The 14,145-nt window shown below is 41.4% G+C and carries 12 protein-coding genes; 8 read left to right on the top strand and 4 right to left on the bottom strand.

Translation table 11 applies throughout. The annotated features are described in order from the left end of the window. Nucleotides 1-213 precede the first annotated feature (213 nt). From BUE31_RS18735 to BUE31_RS18720, 4 genes are all read right to left on the bottom strand, one after another. Nucleotides 214-1,101 (bottom strand): dienelactone hydrolase family protein, encoded by an 888-nt coding sequence (locus BUE31_RS18735; protein WP_073405565.1) that lies wholly within the window; start codon nucleotides 1,099-1,101, stop codon nucleotides 214-216. Nucleotides 1,102-1,287: 186 nt separating this feature from the next. Beyond that, a complete protein-coding gene (locus tag BUE31_RS18730; protein WP_073405353.1) occupies nucleotides 1,288-2,052 on the bottom strand; it encodes a hypothetical protein in 765 nt (254 codons plus the stop codon). Continuing rightward, on the bottom strand, nucleotides 2,049-2,465 hold the full coding sequence (locus tag BUE31_RS18725) for an ABA4-like family protein (protein ID WP_073405564.1): 417 nt from the start codon (nucleotides 2,463-2,465) through the stop codon (nucleotides 2,049-2,051). Before BUE31_RS18725 ends, BUE31_RS18730 begins: the two co-directional genes overlap by 4 nt. Nucleotides 2,466-2,570: 105 nt before the next feature. After that, the gene (locus tag BUE31_RS18720; RefSeq protein ID WP_073405352.1) at nucleotides 2,571-3,155 is read right to left on the bottom strand and encodes a Crp/Fnr family transcriptional regulator; all 585 of its coding nucleotides are present in this window, start codon (nucleotides 3,153-3,155) and stop codon (nucleotides 2,571-2,573) included. Between the two features lie 349 nt (nucleotides 3,156-3,504). Between BUE31_RS18720 and BUE31_RS18715 the strand changes: the two genes are divergently transcribed. The 8 genes from BUE31_RS18715 to BUE31_RS18675 all read left to right on the top strand — a co-directional run bounded on the left by BUE31_RS18715 (nucleotide 3,505) and on the right by BUE31_RS18675 (nucleotide 14,141). After that, nucleotides 3,505-3,783 (top strand): DUF6958 family protein, encoded by a 279-nt coding sequence (locus tag BUE31_RS18715; RefSeq protein WP_073405351.1) that lies wholly within the window; start codon nucleotides 3,505-3,507, stop codon nucleotides 3,781-3,783. 253 nt (nucleotides 3,784-4,036) lie between these two features. Beyond that, nucleotides 4,037-4,414: a BlaI/MecI/CopY family transcriptional regulator gene (locus BUE31_RS18710; protein ID WP_073405563.1), complete on the top strand. Its 378-nt coding sequence runs from the start codon at nucleotides 4,037-4,039 to the stop codon at nucleotides 4,412-4,414. Further along, nucleotides 4,411-6,678 carry a TonB family protein gene (locus BUE31_RS18705; protein WP_073405350.1) on the top strand — a complete coding sequence of 756 codons (2,268 nt, stop codon included), beginning with the start codon at nucleotides 4,411-4,413 and terminating at the stop codon, nucleotides 6,676-6,678. The genes BUE31_RS18710 and BUE31_RS18705 overlap by 4 nt, the downstream gene beginning before the upstream one ends. Before the next feature lie 317 nt (nucleotides 6,679-6,995). Continuing rightward, on the top strand, nucleotides 6,996-7,298 hold the full coding sequence (locus BUE31_RS18700; RefSeq protein ID WP_073405349.1) for a DUF1330 domain-containing protein: 303 nt from the start codon (nucleotides 6,996-6,998) through the stop codon (nucleotides 7,296-7,298). A gap of 81 nt (nucleotides 7,299-7,379) precedes the next feature. Beyond that, the gene (locus BUE31_RS18695; protein ID WP_073405348.1) at nucleotides 7,380-7,895 is read left to right on the top strand and encodes a DinB family protein; all 516 of its coding nucleotides are present in this window, start codon (nucleotides 7,380-7,382) and stop codon (nucleotides 7,893-7,895) included. A 184-nt stretch (nucleotides 7,896-8,079) separates the two neighbouring features. After that, nucleotides 8,080-9,801: an amidohydrolase family protein gene (locus tag BUE31_RS18690; RefSeq protein WP_073405347.1), complete on the top strand. Its 1,722-nt coding sequence runs from the start codon at nucleotides 8,080-8,082 to the stop codon at nucleotides 9,799-9,801. Nucleotides 9,802-9,914: 113 nt separating this feature from the next. Further along, nucleotides 9,915-10,442 carry a DinB family protein gene (locus BUE31_RS18685; protein ID WP_073405346.1) on the top strand — a complete coding sequence of 176 codons (528 nt, stop codon included), beginning with the start codon at nucleotides 9,915-9,917 and terminating at the stop codon, nucleotides 10,440-10,442. 657 nt (nucleotides 10,443-11,099) lie between these two features. After that, complete coding sequence (locus BUE31_RS18675) at nucleotides 11,100-14,141, top strand: RHS repeat domain-containing protein (protein ID WP_143167175.1); 3,042 nt, start codon at nucleotides 11,100-11,102, stop codon at nucleotides 14,139-14,141. Nucleotides 14,142-14,145 lie beyond the last annotated feature (4 nt).

The raw sequence follows: 14,145 nt of genomic DNA, 5'->3' as shown, positions 1-14,145 counted from the left end.
AATGTTAACATTACCGTCCCCGCAGGGTCTCGCATCGCGGACCCTGCGATGTATCGCGCCAATAGTGTGTAATAACTCGCCGTCCAATGACCAGCCATCACTCCCGCCTGTCCCTTCCGTCCTCGCAGGGTCCGCGATGCGAGACCCTGCGGGGACAGGAACCGACGAACTTTATTTTGCAACCAGAACCGTAGTAGACTGTATGTGAGCACCCTATTTCAAATTCTCCTTAAAAAAATCAATAGTGCGTTTCCAGGCAAGTTCTGCGGCGGCCTTGTCATAACGGGGTGTTGTATCGTTGTGGAAGCCATGGTTTACGTTTTCGTAAATAAACGCCTGGTATTTTTTGCCATTCTCTTTTAAAGCCGCTTCGTAGGCCGGCCAGCCACCGGTGATCCTGGTATCAAGCGATGCATAGTGCAGCATTAAGGGAGCTTTAATTTTAGGCACGTCGCTGGCAGCTGGCTGAGCGCCATAAAAAGGTACGGCTGCAGCCAGCTCCGGTATGCGGACGGCCATCATGTTGGCTATGCCACCGCCAAAACAAAAACCCACAACGCCTACCTTGCCATTACAGTCCGGGTGGTTTTTAAGGTAATTGAATGCATCTATAAAATCTTCCTCCATTTCGCCTTTGTCCCGTTTACTTTGCAGGTCACGTCCTGCGTCATCATTGCCCGGGTAACCGCCCAGGGGTGTAAGGGCATCGGGCGCAAGCGAAATAAATCCTGCAAGTGCGGCTCTCCTGGCCACATCTTCAATATAAGGGTTCAAGCCCCGGTTTTCATGAACTACAACTATGCCTCCAAGTTTCGTTTTAGCATCTATAGGTTTTGAGAGCAATCCTTTGATGGTTCCACCGCCTTTTGGTGAGGAATAGTTGATATATTCCGATTTTAAGCGGGGATCATCCGGCCTGATCTGCACGTTCCCCTTGTAATCGGGCATCAGGAAACTCATGAGTGCGGGTACAGTTAACCCGCCAACTGCGTAAAGAGATAGCTTTTGCACAAATGCACGCCGGTCAAGCCGGTTGTGTGCATAGTCATCATACAGGTCAAACACTTCCTGTTTAATGTCTTCTTTGTTGATCTGGCTCATTTTAAAGGTTTTATTCAAATATAATAATTCACGGCAACTGCTTGCAAACCAAACTGTAACAGTATCGCTACTTACGCTATAGATTGCAAATCTGCTGCTATTTAGTCCTGGTTGAAACATCCGGACAAACAGGATCTTGAAAATAAAACCTTAATTACTGCAAACGCTAATCTTTAACCTATCATTTTAAAATAGCGGCCTGCCCAACATCGCGTTAGCAAACAACAGGGATATCATCACAAAATAAGCCGATGCAAAAATAATGGCCGGTCTTGCGGTTTTAACGCCGGAGAAGATCACAAACAAGGGTACTATTTGCAGAGCGTGCATGCCCATAAAATGCGCTATGCGTAAATCGCCGGCAATGCGGCTCCAGTTAAAGAATGGGAGGCCCGGGCCACCATCAGCGGCGCCAACGGTATGTGCCAGGCGGGAGGCCATTATGCCACCTTCCATAGCAAAAAAGCCGGCCATAATTATCCCCAGCCGGATGGCCCACAATAAAGCCGACGTTATTTGCACTGCTCTCACTTTAAAAAACCGGATGCCTATATACAATGCAAACAAGGTTTGAGAAACAATCACAATACCCATCGAACTGAAAACAAGCGCATTGTAAGCGCCTAAAGTATTATAATGTGATAGTTGCCCCCTTGCTGCCTGTGAGGCAATGGCCAGCATTTCGAAAGCCATGGCAAAAACGGTAAAATTTACAAACCGTTGTTTTAGCCGCTCAAATGGGAGGTATTGCAACAGCAACGGCCAGGTTAAGCAATATATAGCTATGGATATGGCAAATTTAATGGGTTTTGTCCAAAGGTTAATTCCCATCAGTTGCCGGTGATCGAACTGCGCTATAATGGTCATTAGCGCGAATAGGGCCAGGTGCGCCAGGCCGCAATAATACAAGGACGGGCTGATAGCCCTGATGCGGGTGAATAAGGTTTTCATATATTGGCTTTGATTTTTTGGATGATTTGATAAAGCAGGAAACCACAGGGGCCAAACATAAAGGTTAGCGCCAGGCAAGGAATAACCAACCAGTGTGAAATGGCTTTCACTTGCGCAGATTTAATGATCGAGAAACCTATGAGCAGATCGAAAGCCAGGTAATGCACCCAACCCGCCAGTAACAGCCGGTCATCGGTAAACAACTTGCGGACCTCCCGGATCGAATTAAACCCGCCACCCTGAAAGCCAAAAAAGCCCGTGATGTATACGCAGTAAATCCCCGAAAGCAGTAAAGGAACAATCGGATAGTTGATAAGCCATTGTGTTACCTTCCATTTAGGCAATATAATTAACAATAACCATTGCAAAGCAGCGATAGCGCTAACAACAGAAAATAGCTGTGCCGGATTCATATCATTTTTTGTTTTATGGCGCGTGTAAATGCGCAGCACAAAACTGGGGTAATTGGCAGCGCCAAAAAATGATACCAGGTTAAAAACGGATAGTGTTTTATTAACCTAAGTTAATTTGGTGTTTGAGATCTTAGCCCGGATACGGCTCAGGCTTTGGGGCTGGATGCCCAGGTAGGATGCGATCAAATGCTGGGGCAATCTTTCAAAGATATGAGGCTGGTTGCTCAGTAATTCGAGGTACCTCTCTTCGGCTGATTGAGTCATCAAATTGCGTTTGCTTTTGACGGCATCAATAAAAAGTCTTTCGGCAATAAGGCGGCCGAATTTTTCAAAACGCTGACTGTGCTGGTACAGCTCCTGCATATCAGGATAACTTAGGGTAAAGAGCTCGCAATCTTCAAGAGCTTCTATAAAATCAGGCGATGGTACCTGTAACAGGAAGCTCTCATAATCACCGATCCATTCGCCCTCAAAAGCAAACCCGATAGTATAATCACCCTTTTCGCCCCGCGAAAAATACCTTAAGCCGCCTTTATATACCAGGGCCATGCCTTTACAAACCTGGCCTTCTTTCAAATAAAAACCATATTTTTTTAAGCTTTGCGGCTTAAGTCTCTGCATAAACAAAAAAAGCTCTTCGTCCGTAAAATCAACCAGCTTACGTAATGATTTAGTGATAACTTCGTACATGTTTAATATAGCGCTTCCTGCATTACCAGGGAGCTATTTCAAATATACAGCAATAACAATGCAAAACTTATGCTATCGCAAGTAATTTTCCACCCATTGTTTTTCAACTAATTATAGCAGTTAACCACTTTAAATCATCAATAAATGGTTTGAATTTAGCCCTGCTCCTGTTACAGCTACCATAAAGATCAAACTGATCGCCTATAAGCGACAGAAAGAATTTGATTTGGATAATTTGCCCGCTAACAAAGAATAAGCTAAATTATTGGCTGTTTTTGTAAATTAGCTATTTAATTATCTCATCCATATAGAGGGGATAGACACTTCAACGCATATCCACAAGATCCCAATGAAAGAAATCAAAATTCAAACGCTGCATCCTGAAAGTGGCAAGCAAAATAAAGTTATTTCACTGGAAAAATATGAAATCATAAAATCGGCAATATTAGAAATTTTGCAAAAAAACAGCCTTACCCATACCGAACTTATGCAAACTATTCATGATAGCGTAAACACCTATTTTTCGGGTAATGCACATTGGTATGGCGAAACGGTAAAATTAGACCTGGAAGCCCGGAAGCTGATTAAAAGGAATACGGCAAAACCACCGGTTTATAGTTTATATTAATAAGGGATACAGTTCCCCGCGTAGCGGTTAACTCCGAACTTTCTATAAAAATGTTCGGTATATACCTTTTTTTGGATATTACAGGTTTTGAATTGGGCGATTCAAGGCTTTTTAAATTCCAATTGAAAACCATTACCGTTTAATGATAAAAACTCATAATCTGCTCCTGCCCACTTTTCTCAAAAAAACTATAAAAATAGTTGTAAACTATAAAATTAGTTTTTACATTTGGTTAACTATAAAAATAGTTACTATGCCTATCAAAGAACTCACCAAAGCAGAAGAAACCGTAATGCAGCTATTATGGCAATTAAAAGAAGCCATGGTAAAAGACATTATAGAGCAGATGCCCGAACCCAAGCCGGCTTATAACACGGTATCAACCGTTGTGCGGGTTTTAGAAAGTAAAGGTTTTATCGACCATAAGCCTTACGGAAGTTCACATATGTATTTTCCGTTAATCAGTGAGGCGCAGTATAAGAAATTTACATTCGACAAGATGATGAGTGGCTACTTCAGCAACTCTTACCAAAGTTTAGTATCCTTTATCGCTAACGAAAAAAAGCTGGACATACAGCAACTGGATGAATTAACCCAACTGATTGATGACCTTAAACGCAAAAAGAAATGAATGGGCTGTATTACCTTGCAGAAGCTAATTTATACCTCGGTGTATTTTATTTAGCCTACTGCTTATTTTTAAACCGCAATACCCATTACCAGCTAAGCCGTGCCTACCTGATATTTAGCTGTATAGTTGCCTTTATACTACCGTTTGTGCAGGTAAGCGCGCTACGGCCTGTTAAGGCAGCCGAACCTGTGTACACGTTAAGGCCGATAAAGCCCGCTGAACCGGTTAGCACAGTTGGTGGTGTTACACCTGTTATACGCCCAATGGTTAAAGTTGCTGAACGGCATCAGTCGCCTGTTGTACATGCAGCCCCTGCGGTAATTGAACGGCATTTTACATGGCAGGATGCTTTGTTGTATGCCTACCTTATTGGTGCAACGGTTCTGCTTGTCATACTTTTTATTAAGCTGTATGCCTTATTTAAAATGACACGTAATGAACAAACGGTTAATGAAGGTAAATACAGGGTGATTTATTTAAACGAAACAGATGTAGTCTTTTCGTTTTTTAACTATCTTTTCATTGGCGACAACGCAGCCGGAGCCAACACCATTATCAGGCATGAGCTGGTGCACATCAGGCAAAAACACTCAGCCGATATTATATTGCTTGAACTGTTAAAGATCATCAACTGGTTTAATCCTTTTGTGTACCTGGTACAAAACAGTTTACGAACCATACATGAATATATTGCCGACGAGCAAACCGCAGCTCACGAAAGTGATGCCCTAACCTACGCTTCGTTTTTATTAAACAACGCTTACGGCGTTGGCGGTTCATCAATTACGCATTCATTTTTCAATTATAACCTGTTAAAAAAGAGAATTGTTATGTTAAATCAACAGCGCTCGGGTAATTTGGCTAAGCTAAAGTACCTGGTGACTATTCCAATCTGCGTGGCGTTATTATGCACCTCTACCCTTTTGTTCAGTAAAACCTATGGCTGGGTCGACCTTGCCCCTGCCGGCGTAAAATCGCCCGGCAAATATGCCATGCTGAATGCAAAACTTACCCAAAAGCGCAAGCTTTTAAAAATTACCGAAAACGGAGTAACCACCATAGCCAACCAGCTTTCCCTTGACCAGCAAAACAAAAAAGTAGCTTATACCGCAGCAACAATTACCAGGGCCGACAGCTTGTTATTACTCAAAAACCACAATATTAAGGTTGAGGTGGTTGTGGACAGCACCCGGTTTACAACCAAAGACGGGCGATTAATTTTACCGGTTATCAATGTTGACGGTTATTACCTCATGGATCATTTTTTACATAATAATGTACTTTACACCACTGCCAAAGGCGATAAGGGCGGACTGGTAGAAGTAGGCTTCGCGCTGGATAAGGACCGCCGGATTACCAATGCCAGAATTGTTAAAAGCGGGGGCGCCAAACTGGATGCCCTGGCGCTAAACGGGTTTAACGCCTATAAAGGAATTGTTACCGATGCTCCGGGTAAAAATTACAAAATAGGCGTCTACTTTTTCACCGATGATTATTCCATATTTAAAACCGATTCGCTCGGCAATGATCCTGAATTTGCTGGAGAACTGATCATAACTAATTATAAATATCCTGTAAACCGTACAAGTAAAGGATACGAGTATGATGAGAGTGGCGTGGGTTTTCCGGGCGACAATAATAACATGGCCCATGCTAAAGTTTTAATTTATGATAAAAACGGTGAAGCCAACTGGTATTATAAAAATAAATGTACACCGGACGATCTGAAACTCCTGCAAGACAAATACGGATATACCTTCCCGTCAGGAGCCTCCTCTATCATACAATTCATGCATCCAAAAGATGTCAAAAACAAGCGTTTGGCCTATATTTTTGATGTCACATCCTATTTAGATGCACCGTATGCCGATCAATTTTATAACTATATGCTTAATAACACCGAGTTTCCCAAACAAGCCCAAAGAGCACTTAGCGGCGGTGCTGTTGTTTTGAACTTTAACCTGGATAATAACGGGATGATAAGCGATATAATTGTTGCACAAAGCGCAGGCAATGGTTTTGATGAGGCTGCAGTAAGCGCCTTACAATCTTATAAGTCTGCCATTAATGACAATGCGGGCAAGCATAGTATAGCCGTATTATTTTGTGTGGCTGAAAACAAGTACCGCCCGGTTGTTAGCGAAAAAATAAAGAAGGACGGCTATGTTGGCGAATTGGCCATCTGTGATGCTAAGTCGCCATTTATAAACGGAACTGCTAAATTTATCCCGCCGGCATCGGCACCGGCTAGTCAAAAAAACTGATAACGCATTAAATTTGAAAGCCTTGAATGGAAAGATTTGAGGCTTTTTTGTTTCTCGCCCCCGGCTTTTACTCTAGTTTGAACACTCGCAATTATTTTGCGGTTAAGCTTTGACGCTTAACCGGGTGGGGCTGAATTCTTTATATAAATCATCCAATCTTGCTAAGATTTTCAATAAATTTGTGTTCGTTCCTGAAGCCCGATGCAATTGTTGTAGTTTGACCACTTCAATAAAAGCGCTCATTTTCTTTTTAATATTACACCCTAAACAATTGCATATAAGTTAATTACTATTCAACCCACTTTATTATCATCAAAATGATCTATTACACGCAACTTATTTTTATCAAGCCCGGATGCGAGCAGGAATTCCATGCTTTCGAGGAAAAAGTTTTACCCCTGTTGAAAGGGCATAACGGAGACCTTGTTTATCGCGTCAGACCTGGTAAAAGCGCATTTATTGAAAGCAGCCGCGAATTGCCCTACGAGATCCATTTAGTAACTTTTGGCAGCAAAGCTGATTTTGAGGGTTATAAAAATGATCCTAAACGCCTGGATTTTATCGAAATGAAAAATAATTCGGTGGAAAAGATAATTTTAATTGAAGGTTTCGAATTGTGATGGTGTAGGTTACTTTCTTAACCACATTAAATATTCATTAAGTATGCAAAGAACATAAATTCCAACCCATAATTTAACAATATGATTAATGACTTAAAAGAAAGTTTGTGGAAACAATTCGGAGCAAGTATCGACATGCTTAAAAATGCGATACTACTATGGCCGGATGAGCAATGGAATTCCAGCAAAAAGTTTTTTTATAACGCCTATCATTGCTTAGTATTCCTGGATTACTACCTCACAATTCCACCCGAAAACTTTTCCTCACCATTCCCCTTCACAATTGCAGAATCTGGCGATGTACCGGCCGATGCAATAGACGATGTAATACCAGACAGGATTTATAGTAAAACGGAATTACTTGACTACCTGCAAGCAAGTCGTGAAAAGTGCCATATATTAATTGCAGGTTTAACAGAGCAAAAATTAAAAGAGCGATGGGTGGAGGAGTTGGGAGATATGAATTATTCTGTGCTGGAAATATTACTTTATAATATGAGACACGTTCAACATCATGCGGCACAATTGAATTTGCTTTTACGCCAGGGAATAAATAATGCACCAGGTTGGGTTTCGCGGGCCGAAGATGAGTTGTGATTAATTTTGACAGGGAAGGCACTTACCCGGCTATATGATTGGATTGTTTTTGCTGATCAATTTACAAACGGCAATAGAAGTAGAATTGTAACAAAATAAAAAATACCATATCTAAATAATAAATAAACCTTTACCTTACAATACCAAAGCAACCCGGACGCATTCACCTATAATTATACTTGCAATGAAAACAAAATTTGTACTCTTTTTGACGGCTATCCTTTATTCACTCCAGGGGTTTAGCCAAACATATATTAAAGATGTAACTATTATAGATGTAAATAACAATAAGTTATTACCCGGGCAAACCGTAATGATCACCGGTGACATTATTTCCGGAGTTTATTCATCGAAAGCTAAAATTCCGGCAAACGCGAAGGTGATTGACGGTTCGGGGAAGTTTCTAATACCCGGACTTACAGATTCGCATGTGCATTTTTTTCAAAGCGGCGGTCTGTATGCCAGGCCCGATGCCATTCCCCTGCAAAAATACATGCCATATGAAAAAGAAATGGCCTGGAGCCGTGAGCATATGGAGGACTTTTTACGCCGTTATACCCAGGCAGGCATCACAACAGTTATTGATCCCGGCGCAACATTTAATTATTTAACACTCCGGGATAGTTTTGCTAATAAAGACTATGCTCCGAAGGTTTATATGGCAGGGCCGCTTCTAACAACCTATGAACCGGAGGTATATAAAAATCTAAAGAACGATGAGCCATTCAATTTGTTTACCAATGCTGAAGATGCAACGGTTTTATTAGAAAAGCAACTACCGCACCACCCTGACTTTATAAAGATCTGGTACATTGTGATCGGGAAAAACAAAGAGGAAGTGGCCCGGAAGTATCAGCCTGTTGTAAAGCAGATTATTGACGAGGCACATAAAAATCATCTGCGCGTAGCCATACATGCTACCGAAAGAATAACCGCGCAGCTTGCCGTTGAAAGCGGATGCGATTACCTGGTACATGAGGTAGAGGACGAAGTTGTATCCGGGGAGTTTATTGATCTGTTGAAAAAGCATCATGTTGTGCTTTGCCCAACGCTCATTGTTGAGGATGGCTACTATGACACATTTGGGCAGCAAAAAAAATTCACCTATTATGACCTGGTCCATTCAAATCCCGAGCAGCTTGGGTCTATAATTGATTTAAAATATTTAGCCGATACTGCTTTAACCAATCGCTATAAATTAAGCGCCGGCATGCACACTGCAGCTACAGATTCCATTAGGATGATAAATCTTAAAAAAATGGCTGATGCCGGTGTTACTATTGCGGCCGGTACTGATGCGGGTAATATAGGCACTTTTCATGCCACTTCGTTATTCACTGAACTAAAAGCTATGCAAAAAAGTGGTTTAAGCAATTGGCAGATCATCCGGTCGGCCACTATTAATGGCGCCAAAGCAATAGGTAAGGAACATGAGTTTGGCAGTATAGAAAAAGGCAAAAAGGCTGATTTGGTTTTACTTAATGCAAACCCGGTTGATCAGCTGGAAAATCTGCAAAAAATAAACCTGGTTATCAATAAAGGCAAGGCTATTTTACCGGATACTTTACTCAAAGAAACCCCTCTGGCCCTGGTAGAACGCCAGCTAAACGCTTACAACGTCGGAAATATTGATGCCTTCTTAGAACCCTATGCTGATGATGTGGAGTTATATGCTTATCCTGACAAACTGATAGGTAAAGGGAAGGAAAGCATGCGCAAAGATTATTCGGCCTTTTTTGAGCGGGCAAAGGGATTGCACTGCAAAATAACTGACCGGCTTGTTAAAGGAAATATAATTGTTGATCATGAATTGGTGAGTGTTCCTGGCAGGAAGGATAAGTTAGAAGCCATTGCCATATATCACATCCAAAACAATAAAATAAAAAAGGTCTATTTTATACAGTAACTACCCGATAAAACAATGGCTATTGCTGATGACGATTTCGTACAATTTTCCAAATTATTTAGAAGATACCTTGCGCACTTAAATTGAAATAACGCATATCAAGACTAAGTACAATGAAAAAAATTACGAGATTCTCTATCTTCCTAATGTTAGTAACGCTTGCAAGCGTTACCAAAGCTCAAAATGCTGACCAAATGATTAAGGATTGGGAAAGAGCCAAAACATACACCAGGCATTATTTGGACGCAATGCCTGAGGACGGCTACTCCTTTAAGCCTACCCCCGAAATGCGAACCTTTGCAGAACACATGTTACATTTTACTGATGCAAATTATGAGTTAGCCTCATTGGCCGGCGGACTAAAAAGCCCGATCGCGCCAGGCGCTGCCGCGAAATCGGTTGACAAATCGAAAGCCGCTACAACCGAAATGGTGATGGCCGGTTATGATTTTGTTATTAATAATATCAAAAACATGAAGCCCGAACAATTCCAGGACACCGTAAAGGTTTTTGATAAATATGTTATGACCAAAGCTACTTTATTGAACAAAATATTTGAACATCAAACACACCACCGGGGGCAAACAACTGTTTACTTTCATTTAAAAGGTATAAAACCACCAAACGAAGAATTATTTTAAGATTATAGTTTTACGCCACTGTTCACAGTGGAACAGGTGAATAGGGTGAAACAGAAAGCGGTTCGTCAAGGGCACTAAAAAGCTCATTTCTGCATTAATAATACACTTTTTGCCTTATTTGCTACCCTAAAAAATGTAAAAAGTGCTGACAAATTGGTGTCAGTACTTTTTGTAAGAACTACTTATCCCTCTGTTATGCCGGCCATAGGCTGCGCGAGAGGAGGTAGCACAGCGGGTTGGGGGAAACCAATAATGGCTTGCAATGCGCGTAGCCATTGCTATTGGCAGCCCGTCATACCCGACGCCAGCGCGGGCCTTTTTTATTTTACTGTAAATGTAATCTACTGGCATACTCATCCGAAGTTACAAACTTCAGGCAGCGGAAATATTAAAATTGCAGTTGGTGCTTGATGTGGTAATTAGCAGAAAGTAATTTTCATGGCATGTCCCAAGCAAAGGCAGGTACTAATCCATTACATTTAGTTATCCAATGCTATTTATATTAAAATAGTTGCTTTAGAAAAAATAAACCCTTTATATTTATGGAAGCAATTAATAGAGCTTTTGGTTATTGAAATTGATAGGTGTTTAGGGATAATTGAGGGTATTGAATATTGACTTTTGCCCTTATTTCTAAACTTATCATACGCAATATCCATGAAGCGATTACTTTTCATCCTTTTTCTCTTATTGACAGGAACAGCCTGCACTTGTTATTCTCAAAGCGCCCCTGCAAACGTTAACAGCACTTCACCGCCTTCTCCTAATGCCACTAGTTCCTCCAGTTTATTGGGAAGTTATAACGTGAACTACTATTCGGGACGGGTAACCTATAGTGCTCCAATATACAGCCCTACAATTTCAAAAATTAAGATTCCTATAGGAGTCAATTATTCTTCGTCCGGACTAAAGGTACAGGACATGGATGGCGTTGTGGGTATCGGCTGGCAATTTCAGGGTGGTGGGGTTATCACGCGGTATGTCCAAAGCCTTCCGGATGAAGACCCAAACGGCTACTGCGGATCTAATCATATCGGCGACAAAACATATTCCACTTTGGATACGCCATATTTTAACCATATTATGGCGCAAACATGGGATGCAGAACCGGATAAATTTTTCTTTTCATTTCTTAATTTTTCGGGAGTTTTTGAGTTGGATCAGAACGGAAACCCCGTACTGCAATCATCCTACGGACTGCGTATTGATTACAGCCCTTTTAACCGAACTACCGGACGTATGGCAGGGGGACTTGAAGACTGGATCATCCGTGACATGGCCGGAAACCAATATTATTTTGGAGACGGGGCAACAGAAACAAGTAATGTCACCCAGCATGGGCGTTCCAAAAACACAACACATAATTTTATATCAAGCTGGTATATCAGTAAAATTGTAACAGCGGATGGCCAGGTAATAAACTTCCAATATCAAAGTTTCCCCTCTCATACATTTTCGAACTATTTAAATGTATACGTCCCTCCTATTTCCGTAGCCGGGCAATGCTCAACAACAAATCATTCTTCATCTGCATGGAGTGAGAATACGGATACAACCATTCCGGTTCCTCTTTATTTAAGCAAGATAACGTCCTCAATATTTGAAGTCGACTTTCTTTATAATTCAAATTCGCCTTACCTCGTAGAAATAGACGCGCTACAAAACGGGTTAATGGAATATAAATTTAAGCTTAATTATACATCTTTTACTTCCGGTGACGGAACCCAGGTCCGGCAAGCGCTTTCAAATATCCAGCAATTGTCTGTACAAAATGGCACCAGTCTTAAGCTGTATAGCTTTGGGTATAACACAACGCAAAACCTGCCTGCCCGTAATTCGATTCAAACGGATTACTGGGGATATTATAATTCCAATGCCGGAACATCTAATATTGAGGGCTATAACGGAGGAGACAAGACCCCAGACCCTATAAAGACAGCTGCCAACATACTTACTTCAGTAACCAACGTGTACGGTGGCGTAACTAATTTCCTTTACGAACAAAATGATTATGCCGGTGTAAGTTCAAGCCCCCTCACCGGCGGACTGCGAATCAGGAAAATCAGCAATTTTATTAACGGGGTAAACACAGGAACCGAAAATTATAGCTATAACGATCCGGCTACTGGGTATTCAAGCGGCCAGTTGTACCTATCTCCTAATAATTACACCCTGGGTGTAGACTATTTACTTATAGCCGGAAGTGCAAACTGCATTGTAAGTGATGCGTTTTATTATTCTGAATCACTTACTTCCCTGGCTGATTTAGGAGGTGTGCAGACAGGCTATTCTTATGTAACTGTTTCAAAGGCCGACGGTAGTTCAGTACGGTATAAGTTTACCAATTTCAGCGATTATCCAGATGTGGTAAATAAAAAGCTATTTTACAACAATACTGAAAATGATGGCTCAGCTTTTGAAACAACACCCCAATTTCCGCAGACTTCTTACGCTTTTGCGCGTGGCAAAGTTTTGTCAGAAGAAGATATTGATATTAATCAAAATGTTGTTAAAAAGGCGGTTAATACTTATACGCTCTCCACTCCGATTGGCGATGTCAAAAGCATAAAAGCCTATGCTCAAAGGATCATAAATGGCATCGTAGGTTATTATTACAATAGTGTGGCTGATTTTTGGACGCGAGACTTATTGCTTACATCGAAAGCTACTACGAATAATTTTTACATAAACAGTACACTTACAGGGGCCTCTTCTTCATCAGAAAATTATACTTATACGCTCTATTCCGGGAACAATATGCTCGCTTCAAAAATGCGGACACTAAGCAACGGCAACACTGAAAAGACGACCTACCGTTATCCGTTCGACGTGCTGACCAGCATACCAGGTTCGGCTACATCAAGCCGCCCAGTCTCCTATCTGGTTTTAAACAATATCATTGCGCAACCGACTGAAACAGTCACTTCTGTAATTGACGGCACCGGCAAAGAAACATTATTGGGTGTAAGCCTGACCCGTTATGCTGCAACCCCCAGTGGAACGGTTAAACCATCCTCACAATACCGCCTTACGGCAAGTCAATCGCTCTTAAAAAGTGGTTACCAGAGTTATAGCGTAACTCCGGGGACAAGCAGCGAAACAGAAGTTATTGACCCGCATTTAGAACAAGTGCAACTATTTACGAAATATGACACGCAAGGCAATCTTACAGAAAGCAACAATCCCTATACCGCAGATGGCCAAAGCTCTTATTTGTATGGCTATGGGAAGAATTACCTTATTGCACAGGCAAAAAATGCAAAAAGCACGGAATTCCTTTATGACAGCTTTGAAGAAAGTGCATTAAGCAATGTAGTAACCGGAGCAGCGCACACTGGCACCCATTTTTATTCAGGCAGTACTTACACGGCAGGGTTGACTATACCGGATAGTAAAAGCTATGTTATCAGCTACTGGTACAGAAATGGCGGCGTTTGGAAGTATTCCGGTGTCCAAATATACACCGGCACCTCGATGTCTTTATCAGGAGGTGACGCTTACGATGATGTTTGTATTTATCCTTCGGATGCGCTGATAACCACATACACCTACGAGCCCTTTGCTGGAATGACCAGTTCAGGAGACAGCAAGGGTCAAACCGTTTCGTATGAGTATGACGATTATAAAAGGCTCATAAATACAAGGGATATGAAAGGCAATATTATCAAAAATTATGTCTATTACTTTCAAGGGCAATAATGGT

This window comes from Mucilaginibacter sp. OK098, assembly GCF_900142915.1.
Taxonomy (GTDB): Bacteria; Bacteroidota; Bacteroidia; order Sphingobacteriales; family Sphingobacteriaceae; genus Mucilaginibacter.
The sequence above is the reverse complement of the archived record's forward strand: the minus strand, read 5'-3'. Positions and strand labels throughout refer to the sequence as shown.